Annotated in this window: 21 protein-coding genes; 7 read left to right on the top strand and 14 right to left on the bottom strand. The window is 71.8% G+C overall.

Annotation, left to right across the window (positions count from 1 at the left end):
* Positions 1 to 49 precede the first annotated feature (49 nt).
* Positions 50 to 559: a DUF4396 domain-containing protein gene (locus ACZ4SF_RS24855; protein WP_468388594.1), complete on the top strand. Its 510-nt coding sequence runs from the start codon at positions 50 to 52 to the stop codon at positions 557 to 559.
* A 19-nt stretch (positions 560 to 578) separates the two neighbouring features.
* Here ACZ4SF_RS24855 and ACZ4SF_RS24850 read toward each other — a convergent pair whose 3' ends face one another.
* On the bottom strand, positions 579 to 1,211 hold the full coding sequence (locus ACZ4SF_RS24850) for a sulfite oxidase-like oxidoreductase (RefSeq protein WP_468388164.1): 633 nt from the start codon (positions 1,209 to 1,211) through the stop codon (positions 579 to 581).
* A 175-nt stretch (positions 1,212 to 1,386) separates the two neighbouring features.
* Between ACZ4SF_RS24850 and bfr the strand changes: the two genes are divergently transcribed.
* Positions 1,387 to 1,866: a bacterioferritin gene (bfr, locus tag ACZ4SF_RS24845; protein WP_468388162.1), complete on the top strand. Its 480-nt coding sequence runs from the start codon at positions 1,387 to 1,389 to the stop codon at positions 1,864 to 1,866.
* Positions 1,867 to 1,876: 10 nt separating this feature from the next.
* Here the strand turns inward: bfr and ACZ4SF_RS24840 are convergent, their stop codons facing one another.
* On the bottom strand, positions 1,877 to 2,101 hold the full coding sequence (locus tag ACZ4SF_RS24840; RefSeq protein WP_468388161.1) for a (2Fe-2S)-binding protein: 225 nt from the start codon (positions 2,099 to 2,101) through the stop codon (positions 1,877 to 1,879).
* A 152-nt stretch (positions 2,102 to 2,253) separates the two neighbouring features.
* Positions 2,254 to 3,606 (bottom strand): class II 3-deoxy-7-phosphoheptulonate synthase, encoded by a 1,353-nt coding sequence (locus tag ACZ4SF_RS24835; protein WP_468388159.1) that lies wholly within the window; start codon positions 3,604 to 3,606, stop codon positions 2,254 to 2,256.
* Positions 3,607 to 3,711: 105 nt separating this feature from the next.
* Here ACZ4SF_RS24835 and ACZ4SF_RS24830 point away from each other — a divergent pair, with 105 nt between their 5' ends.
* Entirely contained in the window at positions 3,712 to 3,768 is a 57-nt protein-coding gene (locus ACZ4SF_RS24830) for a trp operon leader peptide (RefSeq protein ID WP_468388592.1), read from the top strand.
* 100 nt (positions 3,769 to 3,868) lie between these two features.
* Positions 3,869 to 5,779: an anthranilate synthase family protein gene (locus ACZ4SF_RS24825; protein WP_468388158.1), complete on the top strand. Its 1,911-nt coding sequence runs from the start codon at positions 3,869 to 3,871 to the stop codon at positions 5,777 to 5,779.
* 16 nt (positions 5,780 to 5,795) lie between these two features.
* On the opposite strand, the gene ACZ4SF_RS24820 is transcribed toward ACZ4SF_RS24825, so the two are convergent.
* From ACZ4SF_RS24820 to ACZ4SF_RS24805, 4 genes are all read right to left on the bottom strand, one after another.
* Entirely contained in the window at positions 5,796 to 6,824 is a 1,029-nt protein-coding gene (locus ACZ4SF_RS24820; protein WP_468388156.1) for a 6-phosphofructokinase, read from the bottom strand.
* A gap of 147 nt (positions 6,825 to 6,971) precedes the next feature.
* Positions 6,972 to 7,649, bottom strand: a complete 678-nt coding sequence (locus ACZ4SF_RS24815; protein ID WP_468388154.1) for a response regulator — start codon at positions 7,647 to 7,649, stop codon at positions 6,972 to 6,974.
* Positions 7,646 to 8,881 carry a MacS family sensor histidine kinase gene (macS, locus tag ACZ4SF_RS24810; protein WP_468388152.1) on the bottom strand — a complete coding sequence of 412 codons (1,236 nt, stop codon included), beginning with the start codon at positions 8,879 to 8,881 and terminating at the stop codon, positions 7,646 to 7,648. Before macS ends, ACZ4SF_RS24815 begins: the two co-directional genes overlap by 4 nt.
* 43 nt (positions 8,882 to 8,924) lie before the next feature.
* A complete protein-coding gene (locus tag ACZ4SF_RS24805; RefSeq protein ID WP_468388590.1) occupies positions 8,925 to 9,656 on the bottom strand; it encodes a lysophospholipid acyltransferase family protein in 732 nt (243 codons plus the stop codon).
* 117 nt (positions 9,657 to 9,773) lie between these two features.
* On the opposite strand from ACZ4SF_RS24805, the gene ACZ4SF_RS24800 reads away from it, so the two are divergent.
* The 3 genes from ACZ4SF_RS24800 to ACZ4SF_RS24790 all read left to right on the top strand — a co-directional run bounded on the left by ACZ4SF_RS24800 (position 9,774) and on the right by ACZ4SF_RS24790 (position 11,874).
* The gene (locus tag ACZ4SF_RS24800; RefSeq protein WP_468388150.1) at positions 9,774 to 10,553 is read left to right on the top strand and encodes an alpha/beta hydrolase; all 780 of its coding nucleotides are present in this window, start codon (positions 9,774 to 9,776) and stop codon (positions 10,551 to 10,553) included.
* A complete protein-coding gene (locus ACZ4SF_RS24795; RefSeq protein WP_468388148.1) occupies positions 10,546 to 11,130 on the top strand; it encodes a hypothetical protein in 585 nt (194 codons plus the stop codon). Before ACZ4SF_RS24800 ends, ACZ4SF_RS24795 begins: the two co-directional genes overlap by 8 nt.
* Positions 11,131 to 11,202: 72 nt before the next feature.
* Complete coding sequence (locus tag ACZ4SF_RS24790) at positions 11,203 to 11,874, top strand: TetR/AcrR family transcriptional regulator (RefSeq protein ID WP_468388146.1); 672 nt, start codon at positions 11,203 to 11,205, stop codon at positions 11,872 to 11,874.
* A 228-nt stretch (positions 11,875 to 12,102) separates the two neighbouring features.
* Here ACZ4SF_RS24790 and ACZ4SF_RS24785 read toward each other — a convergent pair whose 3' ends face one another.
* The 7 genes from ACZ4SF_RS24785 to ACZ4SF_RS24755 form a co-directional block, all read right to left on the bottom strand.
* Entirely contained in the window at positions 12,103 to 13,470 is a 1,368-nt protein-coding gene (locus ACZ4SF_RS24785; RefSeq protein WP_468388144.1) for a serine hydrolase domain-containing protein, read from the bottom strand.
* 116 nt (positions 13,471 to 13,586) lie between these two features.
* Entirely contained in the window at positions 13,587 to 14,339 is a 753-nt protein-coding gene (locus tag ACZ4SF_RS24780; protein WP_468388142.1) for an endonuclease/exonuclease/phosphatase family protein, read from the bottom strand.
* 145 nt (positions 14,340 to 14,484) lie between these two features.
* On the bottom strand, positions 14,485 to 15,438 hold the full coding sequence (locus tag ACZ4SF_RS24775) for an ROK family glucokinase (protein ID WP_468388140.1): 954 nt from the start codon (positions 15,436 to 15,438) through the stop codon (positions 14,485 to 14,487).
* 67 nt (positions 15,439 to 15,505) lie between these two features.
* Positions 15,506 to 15,997, bottom strand: coding sequence for a DUF5304 domain-containing protein (locus ACZ4SF_RS24770; RefSeq protein WP_468388138.1), 492 nt, complete (start codon positions 15,995 to 15,997; stop codon positions 15,506 to 15,508).
* A gap of 55 nt (positions 15,998 to 16,052) precedes the next feature.
* Entirely contained in the window at positions 16,053 to 17,225 is a 1,173-nt protein-coding gene (locus tag ACZ4SF_RS24765; RefSeq protein ID WP_468388136.1) for an ArsA family ATPase, read from the bottom strand.
* Between the two features lie 130 nt (positions 17,226 to 17,355).
* Complete coding sequence (locus ACZ4SF_RS24760) at positions 17,356 to 17,796, bottom strand: SRPBCC family protein (RefSeq protein ID WP_468388134.1); 441 nt, start codon at positions 17,794 to 17,796, stop codon at positions 17,356 to 17,358.
* 123 nt (positions 17,797 to 17,919) lie between these two features.
* Positions 17,920 to 18,717: a metallophosphoesterase family protein gene (locus ACZ4SF_RS24755; RefSeq protein WP_468388132.1), complete on the bottom strand. Its 798-nt coding sequence runs from the start codon at positions 18,715 to 18,717 to the stop codon at positions 17,920 to 17,922.
* Between the last annotated feature and the right edge of the window lie 77 nt (positions 18,718 to 18,794).

Below are 18,794 nucleotides of genomic sequence, written 5' to 3'. Positions count from 1 at the left end.
ATACGGTTCCTGTGATTCGCAGGAACCGTCACTCGGCATGGGGGAAACCATGGACCACTCGATCCACACAGAGCATCAGCACCAACAGCACCCGGAGCATCAGCACCACGGCCACGCCCCCGCCGCCACCTGGCAGGCGGCCGCGCAGGCCACCCTGCACTGCCTCACCGGCTGTGCCGTCGGCGAGGTGCTCGGCATGGTCATCGGCACGGCATTGGGGTGGGGCAACCTGCCGACCACCCTGCTGGCGATCGTGCTGGCCTTCTTCTTCGGCTACTCGTTCACCCTGCGCGGGGTGCTGCGGGCGGGCGTGGACTTCCGCACCGCCTTCCGGGTGGCGCTGGCCGCGGACACCCTGTCCATCGCCGTGATGGAGCTGATCGACAACGGCGTCATCCTGGCCTGGCCGTCCGCGACGGACGCCATGCTGGGCGACGCGCTGTTCTGGATCTCGCTCGCGGCGTCCCTCGTGATCGCCTTCGCGGTGACGACCCCGGTCAACAAGTGGACGATCGGCCGCGGCAAGGGGCATGCGGTGGTGCACCGGTACCACCACTGACCGCCCGGGCGGACCGGGATCAGAGCTCGGGGCCGTCCCCGGGCTCCTCCTGGTAGGAGTAGCGCTGTTCCTTCCAGGGGTCGCCGACGTTGTGGTAGCCGCGCTCCTCCCAGAAGCCGCGGCGGTCGGCGGTCATGTACTCCACGCCCCGGACCCATTTGGGCCCCTTCCAGGCGTACAGGTGGGGCACGATCAGGCGGACCGGGAAGCCGTGTTCGGCGGTGAGGAGTTCGCCGTCCTTGTGGGTGGCGAAGATCGTGCGCTCGGAGGCGAAGTCCGCGAGGCGCAGGTTCGAGCTGAAGCCGTACTCCGCCCAGACCATCACATGGGTGACGTCCGGGGCCGGCGGTGCGAGGTCCAGGACGGTGCGGGCCGGGACGCCGCCCCACTCGGCGCCGACCATGCTGAACTTCGTCACGCAGTGCAGATCGGCCACCACGGTGGTGTACGGCAGGGCCGTGAACTCCTCGTGGTTCCAGGTGCGCTTGTCACCGTCGGCGGTGGCGCCGAAGACCCGGAACTCCCAGCGCTCGGGCCGGAACTTCGGTACGGGCCCGTAGTGCGTGACCGGCCAGCCGCGCTGGAGCCGCTGACCCGGCGGAAGCTCGGTACCTGCCGCTGCTCCAGACTCTCGCTCCACCGGATGACCCATGTATCCATCCTGACAGACCTCGGGCAGTGCCCTTGACCACCCACTCACGAACCGGACAAGTGACACCAACTCAGTGCGTACTTACTAAGTACGCACTTACTGGACGATCTACGTTGCCGGTGTAATCATGCCGCCGCGTACCTCCCCGTCTCCGCGAGTGGAAGGAGCCGCTGCGATGCAGGGCGACCCCGAGGTCATCGAGTTCCTCAACGAGCAGCTCACCGGCGAGCTGACCGCCATCAACCAGTACTTCCTGCACGCGAAGATGCAGGAGAACTTCGGCTGGACGAAGCTCGCCAAATACACGCGGCACGAATCGTTCGACGAGATGAAGCACGCCGAGGTGCTCACCGACCGGATCCTGTTCCTGGAGGGGCTGCCCAACTACCAGCGGCTGTTCCATGTCCGCGTGGGGCAGACGGTCCGGGAGATGTTCGAGGCCGACCGGCAGATCGAGGTGGAGGCGATCGACCGGCTCAAGCGGGGGATCAAGGTGATGCGCGAGAAGGGTGACATCACGTCGGCGAACATCTTCGAGGACATCCTCGCCGACGAGGAACACCACATCGACTACCTGGACACCCAGCTGGAGCTGGTGGAGAAGCTCGGCGAGGCGTTGTACATCGCCCAGCTCATCGAGCAGCCGGACAGCTGACGGGCAGGGGCTAGGCCGCCTCGTCCAGCGAGGTGAGGACCGGCCGGCCCTGGTCGGCCAGCTCGCGGCGCGGGCAGGCGCCACGGCCGAGGATGGCCTGGATCCGGCGGACACAGGAACCACAGTCGGTGCCGGCCTTGCAGGCGGAGGCGATCTGGCGCGGGGTGCAGGCGCCGTCCTCCGCGTGCTTCTTGACCTGGGCCTCGGTGATGCCGAAGCAGCTGCACACGTACACGCGGATTCACCTCCCGACGGGATCGCTCTCTGGTGCCGTCCCGTGTTCCCGGTGAGGCAAACCTAACCTTACCCATCCTGCAGCGGCCGCAAAAGTGGGTGGGGCGCGGATCCGGTGTGATCCGCGCCCCAGGGGCAGTCATCCCCGGCCGGTCACTGGTCCCGGTACATCTCGGCGACGAGGAACGCGAGGTCGAGGGACTGGCTGCGGTTGAGGCGGGGGTCGCAGGCGGTCTCGTAACGCTGGTGGAGGTCGTCGACGAAGATCTCGTCGCCGCCGCCGACGCACTCGGTGACGTCGTCGCCGGTCAGCTCCACGTGGATGCCGCCCGGGTGGGTGCCCAGCGCCTTGTGGACCTCGAAGAAGCCCTTGACCTCGTCGAGGACGTCGTCGAAGCGGCGGGTCTTGTGCCCGGAGGCCGCCTCGAAGGTGTTGCCGTGCATCGGGTCGGTCACCCAGGCCACCGTCGCACCCGAGGCGGTGACCTTCTCCACCAGCTCCGGCAGCCGGTCACGGATCTTGTCCGCGCCCATCCGGACGATGAAGGTCAGCCGGCCCGGCTCCCGCTCGGCATCGAGGCGGTCGATGTAGGTCAGCGCCTCCTCGGCCGTCGTGGTCGGGCCGAGCTTGATCCCGATCGGGTTGCGGATCTTCGAGGCGAACTCGATGTGCGCACCGTCCAGCTGCCGGGTGCGCTCACCGATCCACACCATGTGCCCCGAGACGTCGTACAGCCGCCCGGTACGCGAGTCCACCCGGGTCAGCGCCGACTCGTAGTCCAGCAGCAGCGCCTCGTGCGAGGAGAAGAACTCCACCGTCTTGAACTCCTCCGGGTCCGTGCCACAGGCCCGCATGAAGTTCAGCGCGTTGTCGATCTCCCGGGCGAGCTGCTCGTAGCGCTGCCCGGACGGCGAGGTCCGCACGAAGTCCTGGTTCCAGGCATGGACCTGGCGCAGGTCGGCGTAGCCGCCGGTGGTGAAGGCACGCACCAGGTTCAGCGTCGACGCCGAGGCGTGGTACATGCGCTTGAGCCGCTCGGGATCGGGGATCCGGGAGGCCTCGTTGAACTCGAAACCGTTGACCGAGTCGCCCCGGTAGACGGGCAGGGTGACACCGTCACGGGTCTCGGTGGGCTTCGAGCGCGGCTTGGAGTACTGCCCCGCGATCCGGCCGACCTTCACCACCGGCACCGAGGCCGCGTAGGTCAGCACGGCACCCATCTGCAGGAGGGTCTTGAGCTTGTTGCGGATGTGGTCGGCCGACACCGCATCGAAGGCCTCGGCGCAGTCGCCGCCCTGGAGAAGGAACGCCTCTCCCTTGGCGACGGCTGCCATCCGGGCGCGCAGCTGGTCACACTCGCCCGCGAAGACGAGCGGCGGATACGACTCGAGGTCCGCGATCACTGCGCGCAGAGCCTCGGCGTCGGGGTACTCGGGCTGCTGCGCCGCGGGCAGGTCTCGCCAGGTGTTGCCAGCGCTCGGGCTGGTCTTAGCGTTCACGGTCACTCCGTAAACATTACGGGGTCGAGTGGGATGATTTTCCTCTGGCTCGAAGAATGAGACGGATTGCTTACCACGCGGACACCGGCGGGGTGCGGTAGGGTTCGCCCCATGTTCGCGCCGTCGATCCAGACCTGGTGGTGGACCGCTTCTCCGGCGGCCCGCTGACTGCGCGTACACAGACTTCGCGAAGGCCGCCCGAGGGGCGGCCTTCGGTGTTTTCCGGGGTCGTTCCTCTCCGTCAGAAGATCGAGAAGGAGCCCCGCCCGTGAATCTGCAGGACCTGCTCTGCGACCCCCGTCCGTTCGCCCTGCTGCGCCGTCGCACCCCCGGCCGCGCCGGGCAGACGGTGGAGGTGCTGCTCGGCCCGGTGACCCGCCGGGACCGGCTCGCCGACCTGCCCGACGAGGGGCTCGCCCTCGTCCCGTTCCGGCAGATCCGAGAGCGCGGCTTCGACGTCCGCGACGACGGCACCCCGCTGCTGGTGCTGACACCCGAGGAGTCGTACGAGATCCCGCTCGCGGACGCGCTGGACCAGCTCCCGGGGCACGGCGTGCGGGTCGAGGGGGGCGGCTTCGACGTCGGGGACGAGGAGTACGCGGGGATCGTCCGGCGGGTGCTGACCGAGGAGATCGGCCGGGGCGAGGGCGCGAACTTCGTGATCCGGCGGACGTACGAGGGCGAGATCCCGGGGTTCTCCCGCGCGGACGCGCTGGCGCTGTTCCGGCGGCTGCTGGAGGGCGAGCGGGGTGCGTACTGGACCTTCGTCGTGCACACCGGCGACCGGACGCTGGTGGGTGCCAGCCCCGAGGTGCATGTCCGGATGTCCGGCGGGACGGTCGTGATGAACCCGATCAGCGGGACGTACCGGTATCCCGCCGGAGGGCCGACGCCCGAGCACCTGCTGGACTTCCTCGGCGACGGCAAGGAGATCGAGGAACTGTCCATGGTCGTCGACGAGGAACTGAAGATGATGTGCACCGTCGGCGACATGGGCGGGGTGGTCGTCGGCCCCCGGCTGAAGGAGATGGCGCACCTCGCCCACACCGAGTACGAGCTGCGCGGGAAGTCCTCCCTGGACGTGCGGGAGGTGCTGCGGGAGACCATGTTCGCGGCGACCGTCACCGGGTCGCCGGTGCAGAACGCCTGCCGGGTGATCGAACGGTACGAACCCCTCGGGCGGGACGGCGTCGGGCGCGGGTACTACGCCGGTGCGCTGGCGCTGCTCGGACGGGACTCCGGCGGCGCCCAGACGCTGGACTCCCCCATCCTGATCCGTACCGCCGACATCTCCGCGGACGGCCGGCTGCGCGTCCCGGTCGGGGCGACGCTGGTGCGCGGCTCGGACCCGGCGGGCGAGGTCGCGGAGACGCACGCGAAGGCGGCGGGGGTGCTGGCGGCCCTCGGCGTCCGGCCGGGCCGGCCGCGGGCGGAGCGGGAGCGGCCCCGGCTGGCCGACGACCCGCGGGTGCGGGCCGCGCTGGACGGGCGGCGCTCGTCGCTGGCGCCGTTCTGGCTGCGGATGCAGGAGCGTGCGCCGCGGCCGGCCGGCCATGCCCTCGTGGTCGACTGCGAGGACACCTTCACCGCGATGCTCGCCCACGTCCTGCGGTCGGGCGGGCTCGACGTGACCGTCCGGCGGTACGACGAGCCGGGGCTGCGGGAGGCGGTGTCCGCGCACGAGGGACCGGTCGTGCTCGGGCCGGGGCCCGGTGACCCCGCCGACCTCGACGAGCCCAGGATGCGGTTCCTGCGGGACCTCACCGCCGAGGTGGTCCTCCCCCGGGCGCTCGGCTCCGCTCGGGCCGGGGGGACGCCCCTGCGCCGGCACGGCGTTCTGGGCGTCTGCCTCGGGCACGAGCTGATCGCGGCGGAGCTGGGCCTGGAGATCGTACGCAAGGAAGTGCCCCACCAGGGGGCGCAGACGGAGATCGACCTGTTCGGGCGGCGCGAGACCGTCGGCTTCTACAACAGTTTCGTGGCCCGCTGCGACGACGACGCCGCGCGTGAACTCGCCGCACAGGGGATCGAGGTGAGCCGGGACGCGGGCGGCGAGGTGCACGCGATCCGGGGCCCCGGGTTCAGCGGGGTGCAGTTCCACCCGGAGTCGGTGCTGACGCTGAACGGGGCCTCGATCGTGCGGGAGCTGACCGGTCAGCTGCGCCGCACGACCGTGTAGCCGTCCGGTGGCCGCGTCAGCCGAAGAACACCCCGACCTCCCGGTACAGCTCCGGGTCCACCGTCTTGAGCCTGGCCGTGGCCTCGGCGATCGGGACGCGGACGATGTCGGTGCCGCGCAGGGCGACCATCTTGCCGAAGTCGCCCTCGTGGACGCAGTCGATGGCGTGCAGGCCGAAGCGGGTGGCGAGCCAGCGGTCGAAGGCACTGGGGGTGCCGCCGCGCTGGATGTGCCCGAGGACCGTGGTGCGGGCCTCCTTGCCGGTGCGCCTCTCGATCTCCTTGGCCAGCCACTCGCCGACCCCGGACAGGCGGACGTGCCCGAAGGAGTCGAGGGACTCGTCCTTGAGGACCATCTGGCCGTCCTTCGGCATCGCGCCCTCGGCGACGACGACGATCGGCGCGTACGACGCCTTGAAGCGGGAGGTGATCCAGGCGCACACCTGGTCCAGGTCGAAGCGCTGCTCGGGGATGAGGATGACGTTGGCGCCGCCGGCCAGGCCCGAGTGCAGGGCGATCCAGCCGGCGTGCCGGCCCATCACCTCGCAGACCAGGACGCGCATGTGGGACTCGGCGGTGGTGTGCAGCCGGTCGATGGCCTCGGTGGCGATGTTGACGGCGGTGTCGAAGCCGAAGGTGTAGTCGGTGGCCGACAGGTCGTTGTCGATGGTCTTCGGTACGCCCACGCAGGGCACGCCGTACTCGTCGGCGAGTCGCGCGGCCACACCGAGGGTGTCCTCGCCGCCGATCGCGATGAGCGCCTCGACCTCCTGCTTGGCCAGGTTGTCCTTGATCCGGCGGATGCCGCCCTCCACCTTGAGCGGGTTGGTCCGCGAGGAGCCCAGGACGGTGCCGCCGCGGGGCAGGATGCCGCGCACCGCGGGGATGTCGAGGCGGACGGTGTCGTTCTCGAGAGGACCTCGCCAGCCGTCCCGGAAGCCGACGAAGTCGTAGCCGTACTCCTGCACGCCCTTGCGGACGACGCCCCGGATGACGGCGTTGAGCCCGGGGCAGTCGCCGCCTCCGGTCAGTACTCCGACCCGCATGGAAATGTCCCTTCACCGCGGTTGCCTGACGCTGAGTCACGGTAATGGTGATGTGCGTCACGCAGGGAGAGGCGGGGAGGGCAATTCCGGTGAATTGTCGGGACGCCGCTTTACCGGTCCGATTACCGGTCGGGGCACCGGTCGGGTCTACTCCTCGTCGAGCCCGCGCTCTATCGCGTACCGCACCAGCTCGACCCTGTTGTGCAGTTGGAGCTTGCCGAGGGTGTTCTGGACGTGGTTCTGCACAGTGCGGTGGGAGATGACGAGGCGTTCGGCGATCTGCTTGTAGCTCAGGCCCTTCGCCACCAGCCGCAGCACCTCCGTCTCCCGCTCCGTCAGCCGGGGCGCGCCGGGCTCGTCGGTGTCCGGGGCGGGCGCGGGTTCGGAGGCCAGGCGCCGGTACTCGCCGAGGACCAGGCCGGCCAGGCCCGGCGTGAACACCGGGTCGCCGACGGCGGTACGGCGCACCGCGTCCAGGAGTTCCTCGGTGGAGGCGGACTTCAGCAGGTAGCCGGTCGCGCCGGACTTCACGGCCTCCAGCACGTCCGCGTGCTCGCCGCTCGCCGAGAGGACGAGGACGCGCAACGCCGGGTTGTGCGCGACCAGTTCCTTGCACACCTGGACACCGGGCTTGGCGGGCAGGTTCAGGTCCAGGACCAGCACGTCGGGGGCGGCGGCCTTGGCGCGGCGTACCGCCTGCTCGCCGTCGCCGGCGGTGGCGACCACCTGCAGGCCGGACTCGGCCAGGTCCCGGGCGACCGCGTCCCGCCACATCGGGTGGTCGTCCACCACCATGACCTTGATCGGGTCCTGCTGCTGCGTCATCGTCGCTCCGCCTTCTTCCCCCGCGCCCGTACGGCGCCCTTCGGTACCTTCAGTTCGACTTCCGTGCCCTGCCCGGGGACGGAGACGAACTCGGCGCTGCCGCCGAGGTCGCGCAGCCGGCCGCGGATGGACTGGGCCACCCCGAGCCGGCCCTCGCCCTCGGCCTGCGCGAGCCGGCCGTCGGGGATGCCGGGGCCCTCGTCCCGGACGGTGACGACGATCTCGTCCGGCTCGTCCTCCACGAGGATCCAGGCCCGCGTCTGCGCTCCGGCGTGCCGGCGCACGTTGTCCAGGGCGGCTCCCACGGCGGCGGCCACCTCGCGGGCGGCCGGCGGCGGCAGCAGCACCGGGGCGCCGGGCTCGGCGAGGCTGACCCGGGCGCACGCGTAGGGGGCGAGCAGGGCGCGCAGGTCCACCGGACCGGCCGGTTCGTCCTCGTACGGCTCCTCCACCACGCGGACGACGGCGCCGTCCGCCAGGTCCTCCGACACCCGGGACACCGGCAGCAGACCGCCCGACACCAGCGTGCGCAGGGCCACCTCCTGCTCCCCGGCCAGCCGGCCCAGCTCGGCCGCCTCGCCGCCGAGGGCCGCGCCCCGCCGCTTCACCATCGCCAGCACCTGCAGGACGCTGTCGTGGATGTCCCGGGCCAGCCGCTCCCGTTCCCGGGTCGCGGCCTCGATCTCCAGGGCGCGGGCGAGGGTGCGCTCGGAGGCGCGGGCCACCTCCACCACGTAGCCGATGGCGATGGAGGCGACCCAGACGAGGATCACGTTGTGCACGGTGTCCCGGGCGGGGTGGCCGCGCTCGACCAGGTTGACCACGGCGACGGCCGTGGAGGCGACGGCCGCCCAGCGCCAGCCGCCCTTGATGGCGAAGGCGAGCACCGCGCCGGCGGTCCATATCGACGGCAGGGTGGGTCCGCCGTCGGCGATCCGCTGGTGGCTGTCGGCGACCGGGGTGAGCAGGATGCCGACGAGCGCGACGGTGAGGTCCGCGGCCAGGAAGCGCCTGGTGCAGCTCGCCGCGCTGGCGACCTTGGGCAGGGTGGCCAGGGTCCAGACGACCAGGACGGCGTAGTAGGCGACGGCGACCCAGGGGCGGACGAACCGGTCGTACGCGGTGGCGCACAGGCCGATGGCGTACAGCATGGTGAGCACGCGGTAGCCGGTGAGCGCCCGCCACAGCGGCAGCTCGACCGACATCCGCATGACGCGCTCGCGCTTGGTCATCTCCCCCGATCCCCCCGGTCCCCCGATTCCCCCGCCCCGCCGTCTAGGACTCCGTCTGCTTCTTCTCGGCCCTGCCGGCCTTCTCGGCTTCCTTGGCCGCCTTCGCCGCATCCGCGATCTGGCGCTTGGCCGCGGTGGCGTACATGTCGACGTACTCCTGGCCGGAGAGCTTCATGATCTCGTACATGACCTCGTCGGTCAGGGCGCGCAGCACGAACCGGTCGTGCTCCATGCCCTGGTAGCGGCTGAAGTCCAGCGGCTTGCCGATGCGGATGCCGGGCCGCATCAGCTTGGGCATGACCTTGCCGGGCGGCTGGATCTTCTCCGTGTCGATCATCGCGACCGGGATGACCGGCGCTCCCGTGGCGAGCGCCACGCGCGCCAGACCGCCGGGCTTGCCCCGGTACAGCCGGCCGTCGGGCGAGCGCGTGCCCTCCGGGTAGATGCCGAACAGTTCGCCGCGCTGCAGCACCTCTATGCCGCTCTTGATCGCGGCCTCGCCGGCGCCGCGCGCCCCGGAGCGGTCCACCGGGAGCTGGCCGACGCCCTTGAAGAAGGCGGCGGTGAGGCGGCCCTTCACGCCGGGGGTGGTGAAGTACTCGGCCTTCGCGATGAAGGTGACCTTGCGGTCCAGCATCGTCGGAAGGAAGAACGAGTCCGAGAAGGACAGGTGGTTGCTGGCCAGGATGGCGGGGCCCTCGGCCGGAATGTTCTCCAGACCCTCCACCCATGGCCTGAAGGCAACCTTCAGCGGCCCGCCGATGGCGACCTTCATCGTGCCGTACAACACCTGTGTGCCTCCTGTTTCCGTCGAGGAGACCTTAACCCGGAGCACCGCCGAAGGACCCGACGACCCTGGTCGGTGTCAGTGCGGTCGCGTACGGTGAAGCACATGCCAGTTCTTCCCGGCGCCGAGCCGTACCGCCATGAGGGCGGGGAGACGGGTGTTCTCCTCTGCCACGGCTTCACCGGTGCGCCCCAGTCGCTGCGCCCGTGGGCGGAGCACCATGCGGCCCGGGGGCTGACCGTGTCCCTGCCACTGCTGCCCGGTCATGGCACGCGCTGGGAGGACATGCAGCTCACGGGCTGGCAGGACTGGTACGCGGAGGTGGACCGCGAGTTGCGGCTGCTCGCCCGGCACTGCTCCCGGGTCTTCGTCGCGGGCCTGTCGATGGGCGGCGCGCTGGCCCTCAGGCTCGCGGCGCTGCACGGCGAGCGGGTCGCGGGGGTGGTGGTCGTCAACCCGGCGAACAAGGTGCACGGTCTGTCCGCGTACGCCCTTCCGGCGGCCCGGCACCTGGTGCGTACGACGAAGGGCATCGCCAGCGACATAGCCCAGGAGGGCGCGGCGGAGCTGGGCTACGACCGGGTGCCGCTGCACGCGGCGCACTCGCTGCGGGTGGGGCTGCGCCGGCTGGACGGCGAGCTTCCGCAGGTCACCCAGCCGTTGCTGCTGCTGCGCAGCGCCCAGGACCATGTCGTTCCGGCAGCCGACTCGGCGCGGGTGCTGAGCCGGGTGTCGTCCACGGACGTGACGGAGATCGTGCTGGAACACAGCTACCACGTCGCGACGTTGGACAAGGACGCGGACCGGATCTTCGAGGAGAGCCTCGCCTTCGTCGGCCGGCTCGCACCCAGTGTCGGCAAGGAAGGGACGGCCGCAGTTGGCTGAGCACGACTCCGACCGTGAGGACCGCGAGGGCCGCGAGCCGGACGAGCAGAAGGTGCCGTTCGACGAGGACGCCGCCTGGCGCGCCATCGTCGCCGGGTACGGCGAGGAGCCGCCGGACCCGCCGGGATCCCGGCCGTTCAAGGCGGTGGAGGACCTCGCGCTGCTGGAGAAGGACCCTGAGGGCGACCCGAGGAGCGGCACGGACGACTCCGCGGGCCGGCAGCCCGCCCTGCCGCTGGGCGGCTCGGTCTCCTTCGCGCCCGGGGTCGGCGGCCCGCGCGACCACGTGGCGCCCGAGCCGTCCGACGACGACTTCGGCGAGGACGACGAGGGCCACTTCGTGCCGCCGGAGCCCCCGCCGCTGCCGTCCGCCGACACCACGGCCCGGTTCGCGTGGCTGGGCGTCGTCGGCGGCCCGATCCTGCTCCTGCTGGCGGTGCTGCTCGGCTGGGAGATGACGTGGTGGCTGGCGACCCTCGGCATCGGCGGCTTCCTCGGCGGCTTCGTGACGCTGGTGACGCGGATGCGGACGGACGACGACGAGGACGACCACCCGGGACGCGGGGCCGTGGTCTGAGGGGACCGGGAACGAGAGGGCCGGCGCCCGGACTTTGTGCAGGGGCCCGGCCCGTTCACCTATCGTGAGCCCATGCCGCGCGACACGCTCACCCCGGAACAGATCGTCCGGACCGCCGTGCAGCTCCTCGACGAGGAGGGCCTCGAAGGCCTGAACATGCGCAGCCTGGGCCGGCGGCTCGGGGCCGCGGCCACGGCCGTGTACTGGCACGTCAAGAACAAGGACGACCTGGTGCAGATGGCCGCGGACCACGTGTGGCAGGAGGTCGGCCTGCCGCCGCTGGACTCCGCCGACTGGCGTGGCACCGCGACGGCGATGGCCGACGGCCTGTACGCGATGTTCCTCCGCCATCCCTGGCTGGTGCAGGCCATCAGCTCCCACCTTCTCCACGGCACCGCCATGTCCCGCTACGACGACCACCTGCTCGGGGTCTTCGAGACGGCCGGCTTCACCGCGCAGGACGCCGACCGTGCCGCCGGAGCGGTGTTCACCTACGTCCTCGGCAACGCGCTCGGCGCCGCCGCCACGGCCTCCCTGACCCGCAAGCTGCGCCGGGCCGGCGGGGACCCCGAACAGGCCTTCAAGGAGACGCTCGCCCGGGCGGCGGAGACGGCGGAGCCGTTCCCCCGGCTGCGGGCGCGTCTGCGTACACCGGCGGCCACGGAGTACGCGGCGGCGCCTGAGGGGACCTATGCGGCGGGGTTGCGGGCACTGCTCGACGGATTGCGGCCGGCCGTCGTCTGACGACGGGACAGGCGCTGCTCGCCGGGAGGGCGCCTCCCCCAAGCTCTCGGCTCCCCTCGAGCAGGGGGATCCCCATCGCCCGCCCGTGCCGCCCGAGGGCGCTCCCTGCTCGGAGCGGCTTGTGGGAGGCACGACTGCCGGCAGCCGCTGGGCGATACCGGCACGGATCGCTGCACTCGGCAGGAGAGCCGGGAACTGCGCGATCAGCCCCCCGAGGTCCCGCAGGGGCTACACGGTCCTGGAGAAGAGTCGCCCCGCCAGGTCGACCCCGGTGACCGTGCCGTCGGCGTCGCGCGAGAAGAAGCCGCGCTGTCCCTTCAGGCCGTCCTCGGTGACGATGTACTCGTCGCCGTCGCCGGGCAGGAACCCGACGGCCGCGGCCGGGTAGTCCGGGGGCATCTCGGTCTCGGAGGCGGTGCGGATCTCCGGCTTGATGCCGACGGCGAGCGTCAGCCGGCCGTCCTCGGCCGCGATGTCCAGGTACATGGCGTCGATCTCGTAGCGCCCGGCGACCTCCCGTGCCCGCGCCTCGTCGTACGGCACCGGCTGCGGCTCCCGTTCGACCACTCCGAGGTACAGCTCCAGCGCGCGCTTCACGACGGCCTGGTTGAACTGGTAGCCGCCGGGGCCGGCGTTGGCCAGCGAGACGACGGCGAAGTCGTGTTCCGGCACCAGGAGCAGCTCGGCGAACTGTCCGTTGCCGGAGCCGCCGTGTCCGACGGTGCGGACCCCGTCGATGTCGCGCAGGAACCAGCAGATGCCGAAGGCGTCGCCGAGCGTGCTGCCCCGCAGTTCGGCCGTCGGCTGCTGCATCAGGCCGAGCGTCCCGGCGGACAGCAGGCCGTCGCCGTCGCCCAGCTGGAACCGGGCCCAGCGCAGCAGGTCGCGCACCGAGGAGACGATGCCGCCGCCGGGGTTGTTGCCGCGGGTTCCGGCCCGCCAGGCCTTCCAGGGGCGGGCCGGGGTGAGGGTGCCGTCCTCGGCACGGTTGTGGCCCATGGCGAAGCGGCGGACCACGACGTCGTCCAGGTCGAAGACGGTGTCGGCGAGGCCCAGCGGCTCCAGGACCAGGTCGGCCACGGCCTTCTCGAACGCCAGACCGGTGACGTTCTCGATCACCCGGCCGAGCAGGTTGTAGCCGGCCTGGCTGTAGGAGGCGCGGGCGCCGGGCTGCGCGATGAACGGCAGCCGGTCCAGCTGGGCGACGAATGCGGCGAGCGAGCCGTCGGTCTCGTCGGCGTCGACAAGGTTCCAGTCCAGGCCCGCGGTGTGGTTGAGCAGGTTCAGCACGGTGATCCGCTCGGCGGCCCCCGCCTCGGCGAGCTTCAGGCCGGGGACGTACCGGAGCACCGGCGCGTCGAGGTCCACACGGCCCTGCTCGACCAGACGCATGAGCGCGGTCGCGGTGAAGCTCTTGGACACCGAGGCCAGATGGAAGAGCGTCCGCCCGTCGACGGGCAGCGGGTGTTCCGCGCTGGTCACCCCGTGCACGACGTGGATCTCCTGACCGCCGGTCAGCACGCCGACGGCGACCCCCGGAACCCCGTACTCCTCCGCCGTGGCCTCGACGAACGCGTGCAGTTCCTCGTGGGGCATCAGGTTCCCCCTCCTGGTGATGCGGACAGCGACTTGAACTAAGTACAAGAAGGACCGTAGAGGATCCCCGGACAGACCCGCAAGGACTTTCCTGTACTTAGTTCAAGCCCTCGGTGTCAGTGGGCAGGGAGCCGGAGGGCGGCCAGCACCGGCAGGTGGTCCGTGGCCGCGGTCAGGTCGGCCCGGGACATGCCCGGCTGGTCCACCGGGACACCGCAGCCGAGCACCGCGATGCCCTTCGTGGCGAAGATCGCGTCGATGCGCTGGTGGGGGTCGGCGGGGGTGGAGGTGAACTCGCCGCCCCAGGGCGCGACGGCGCGGCAGTCCTGGAGGTCCGCGGCGAGCCGGCGGAACGTGCGCCCGTCGGGGCGTTCGTTGAGGTCGCCGCCCGCGATCGCGTGTTCCACGCCGAGTCCGGCGAGGCGGTCGAGGAGCAGGCCGCTCTGCTCGTAGCGCTCGTCCCGCTGGAGGCTGAGGTGACAGCTGACCACGCCCACGCGGGCGCCGCCGAACCGCACGACAGCCGTGGCCAGGCCGCGCCTGTGCAGGCCGGGGGTGAGAGGCAGCAGGACGTCTTCCGTCCGCTCGACGGTGGCGCGCAGACTGCACAGGATCGCCGGTCCCGCGGCCGTGGCGCCGCCGGTGAGGACGACCTGGCCGGAGGCTCCCGCGAGGCGGGCGAGCTTCTTGCGCCAGCGGAAGAAGCGGGGGGCTTCCTGGATCAGGACCAGATCGGGGGCGCAGGCGGTGATGACGCGAGCGAGGGCGTTGGTGTCGTCCCGCATCGAGCGGATGTTGTAGCTCAGGACCCTGATGACCGCGGAACCGTCGGCTTCCGTACGGGAGTTGGGGAGCAGGGGGGTTGCCATGCCGTCAATCTACGCCGCGCCGGAGCCGGGGCGCCGCATGACGCGGGGCGCGAGGTCCGTGGGCGACCGCCGGTTCGTCGTGGCGGTCGCGCGGGTCCCCGCGCCCCTGAGGCCGGTGCCGTCATCACGGCTCAGGCAGTGACCTTCACATGATCGGATCGGGTTCGCGGGCCAGGTCCGCCGCGCCGACCATGCCCGCCTTGTTGCCGAGCTGGGCGGCGATCACGTCGGCCACCGGACGCCAGTTGCCGCCCACCAGCCAGCGCTTGTAGGACTTGCGGATCGGGTCGAGGACCAGCTCGCCCTCGTCGGAGAGGCCGCCGCCGACGATGAACGCGGAGGGGTCGAAGAGGGAGGCCAGATCGGCGAGGCCGGCGCCGGCCCAGCGGGCCAGCTCGCGGTAGGAGTCGACGGCGACCGGGTCGCCCTGGCGGGCGGCCATGGAGATGTGCTTGCCCTCGATCCCGTCGGGGGTGCCGTCGCCGAGGCCGAGCAGGAGCTCGGCGTTCTCCGGGGTGGCGTTGGCCCGCTGCTTGGCGTAGCGGACCAGGGCGCGGCCGGAGGCGTACTGCTCCCAGCAGCCCTGCGAGCCGCAGCCGCACAGCAGGCCGTCCGGGACCATCCGGATGTGGCCGAACTCGGCGGCCACACCGAAGTGGCCGCGGCGCAGCTTGTTGCCGATGATGATGCCGCCGCCGAGGCCGGTGCCGAGAGTGATGCAGATGACGTTGCGGTGGCCCTTGCCGGCGCCGAACTTGTACTCGCCCCAGGCGGCGGCGTTGGCGTCGTTCTCGACCACGACCGGGAGGCCGGTGCGGGCCTCGACCTCTTCCTTCAGCGGCTCGTTGCGCCAGTCGATGTTGGGCGCGAAGTAGACCGTGGAGCGCTGCCGGTTGACGTACCCGGCCGCACCGATGCCCACGCCGACGATCTCGTGCCCGGCACGCGCGCCCTCCACCGCCGAGGCGATGGCGTCCACGATGGCCTCGGGCGTGGTGGGGGTCGGCACCTTGAAGGTCGAGAGGATGTTGCCTTCCTCGTCGACCACGCCGGCCGCGATCTTCGTGCCGCCGATGTCGACGCCGATGGTGAGTCCCATGAATCCCTCAGTTTCGGTCGAGCCCCGCTACGGCCAACCGTACCCGAGGCCCTGCCGGGGAAGGGCTTCAGTCCAGGTCGATGCGCTCGCCCGGACCGGTGCCCTCGCCCCCGTCACGGCGGTCGTCCGGCCGGTCTGCGGCCGGGTCGGCCGTGCGGGCGGTCCAGCGGCGCTCCTGGGCCTGGACGGCGGAGCGGTAGGCGGCGAGCAGCTCGCTGCCGGCCGCGGCCAGATGGTCGAAGACATCGGGGTTGCGGTCTATGACGGGCTCGACGGCGGCCTTCGCCTGCTGGACGACCTGCCGCACCATCTGCTGGGCGGCGGGTCCGGCGAGGCCGCCGAGGAGCGGCGACTGGAGGCCGGAGAGCTTCCCGGCCACCGAGTCCACGAGCTTCTTCAGTTCCTCGGCGGCCGAGCCCGGCGGCGCACCGTGCTCGGCACGGCGGCGGGCCTGCTGGGCGGCGAGGTCCTCGGCGCAGGCCGTGGCCCAGGCGTCGGCGTCGGTCGCCCGCGCCTGCTCGTCCTCGACCGGATCGGGTGCGGGGCGCTCTTCGCTCATGGCGGCTCCTGACTACGGTTCGCCTTTACGACGTTACCCGAACGGGCGAACCGGTTCATCGTCCGGCGGCGGGCCACAGACCGGGGTCCGGGGCGAACCGGATGCACAGCTCACCGTCCCGCAGTCCGGCGCCGGCGACGGTGCAGCGGCGCAGCGCGGAGGGCAGCGGGACGATGCGCCGGAACGGGCCCGCGGTGATCAGGAGTTCGTCGCCGCGCCGGATCAGGTCCAGCTCGTCCCGTATCGCGCCGGGCAGCGGGAGGTGCCAGACCAGCACGCCGTCCTCGGCGATCCGGTCGGTGACGGGCCACTCGACCGGGGTGGGCGCCGGGTTGACGGCGGGCACGGCGAGGGCGTCGAGGTCGTCCGGGCCGTGCGGGTCGCGGCCGAGGTGCGGGACGGGGTGGACGTCGTACGACTCCCGCCAGTCGGCGAGCGCCTTGCGCTGCTGGGCGAGGAGCGAGGGCGGCCAGCTGTCGGGGGCCGTCTCGGGCAGGGTCCGGTTGGCGATCAGGGCCTCGGTGCGCAGGCCTCGCAGGGCGAGGCCGAGGGACGCGGTGCGGACGGCGGCGGCGCCGGCCGGGCCGGGTTCGGCGACCAGGCGTACGGCGGTGTCGCGGTCGGTGAGGACGGCTTCCACGGCGGCCAGTTCGACGTCCCAGCGGGCCGCCGTCTCGTACAGCCAGTCGGCGGGCATGGGGACGCCGGCCAGCCGGCCGAGCACCGGGCGCAGGGCGCGGGCGGCCTGCCGCTCGGGCGGGAGCAGCCGGCGCAGATAGCGGCGCAGCTCCTCGGGCAGGCCGAGCAGGGCGAGGGCTCCCGCAAGGGGCGGGAGGTCGACGACGAGGAGCTCGTAGCGCTCGGAGAGGGCCGCGTCCCGCAGCGCACGCAGGAAGGACAGCTCCTCGGCGCCGGGCAGCGGGGTGACCTCCTCGGCGTCCAGGCGGGCCGCGCCGAGGAGGTCGAGCACGTTCGCGGCGCGGTTCTGGAAGGCGGTGAGGTCCTCGCGGAAGCGTTCGACGGCGTCGGGGCGCCAGGTGCTGAGGTTCGCCGCGGCTTCCGTCGGTACCGGTCCTGTCCCGCAGCCCAGTGCGGCACCGAGGGTGTCGGTGCGGTCGGCACTGAGCAGCAGGGTGCGGGTGCCCTCGCCTGCGGCGCGCAGTGCGGTGGCGGCAGCGATGGTCGTACGACCGCTGCCGCCCGGACCCGTGATCAGGATGGTGCGCATGAGTGTGAACGGTAACGGAGACGTGGCCGGCGGCGCGGGGCGGCATGTGAGGTGCGGCTCCGGCGCGTGGACACCGTCCGCCCCGACGCTCCCGTACCCGTCTGCCGGCCGGCGCCGGAGCGGCGCGAGGCTACCGGCCCGACTCGACCCTCTTCTTCAGGCCCGCCAGCGCCCGGTCGATGATGACCTTCTCCGCCTTGCGCTTGATCATGCCGAGCATGGGGATCTTGACGTCGACCGTGAGGAGGTAGGTGACCTCCGTGGTGCCGGGACCGGTGGGCTTGAGGATGTACGAGCCGTCCAGGGAGCGGAGCATCTGGGACTTGACCAGGGTCCAGGACACCTCGTGCTCGCCGGTCCAGGTGTACGCGAGGGTCTGGTCGTCCTTGATGGCACCGGCGTCCATGACGAGGCGGACCTGCTCGGCGCGGCCCAGCTCGTCGGCGGCCAGCACCGCCGCCTCCTTCACCTCGCCGGTCCAGTCCGGGTAGCGCGCGAAGTCGGCGATCACCGCCATGACGTCGGCCGGAGCCGCCTCGATCGTGATGCTCGAACTGGTGTGTTCCGCCATCGCCGTGGCTCCTCCAGATGCGGGCCGTATTGAAGAGGTATGCGTGCGCCGGGCTGCGCACGTGTGTGCAGCGTGAAGGCTACCGCGCCGCCGACCTGCCGACTTCACCCCGTCTCCCGGGCCTCACCATTCGAGCGCCCAGGGCTTCCCGGTGCCGGCGAAGTGCCCCACGTTCACGCACTCGGTCACGCCGATCCGCATCCGGTGCGCGAGCGGCTGGTGGACGTGGCCGAAGAGCGCGTAACGCGGTCGGGTGCGGCGGATGGCGTCCAGCAGGGCCCGGCTGCCCCGCTCGAAGCGGCGCGCGACCGTGTCGTAAACCAGTTCGGGCACCTCCGGCGGGATGTGCGTGCACAGCACGTCGACCTCGCCGACCGCCTCGATCTTCGCCGCGTACTCCTCGTCGCTGATCTCGTACGGCGTCCGCATGGGGGTGCGCAGGCCGCCGCCGACGAAGCCGAAGGTCCGGCCGCCGATCTCCACCCGCTGCCCGTCCAGGACCGTGGTGCCGGGCCGGGCGTACTCCCGCCACAGGGGCGGCATGTCGACATTGCCGTAGGTGGCGTACGTGGGCGTGGGGAACGCGGCGAACAGCTCGGCGTACTGCTTGCGCACGGCCTTCTCGATGGCCGCGGCCCGGTCGGTGCCGATGCCCGCCCAGAGCCGGGCGCCGAACTCGCGGGCCTCGGCGAACCGGCGGGCGGTGCGCAGCTCGACGATGCGGTCCGCGTTCTCCTTGCCGAACAGGTCCGGGAAGATGCCGCGGGAGTGGTCGGCGTAGTCGAGGAAGAGGACGAGGTCGCCGAGGCAGACGAGGGCGTCGGCACCTTCGCCGGCCCGGGCCAGATCACGGGCGTTGCCGTGCACGTCGCTGACCACATGGACGCGGGTCCGCCGGTCGCCGCTGCGTGTGGATGCCATGGTGATCAAGCGTAGGCGTGTGCGGTACAGGTGAACAGTGCCGGTCCGGCCTGCGGTTACTGGCCGGTCGGTTCAGC

The organism is Streptomyces sp. NPDC027663, from assembly GCF_055566415.1.
Note: the sequence above shows the minus strand (reverse complement) of the source record. Positions and strands in the feature narration are given on the sequence as shown.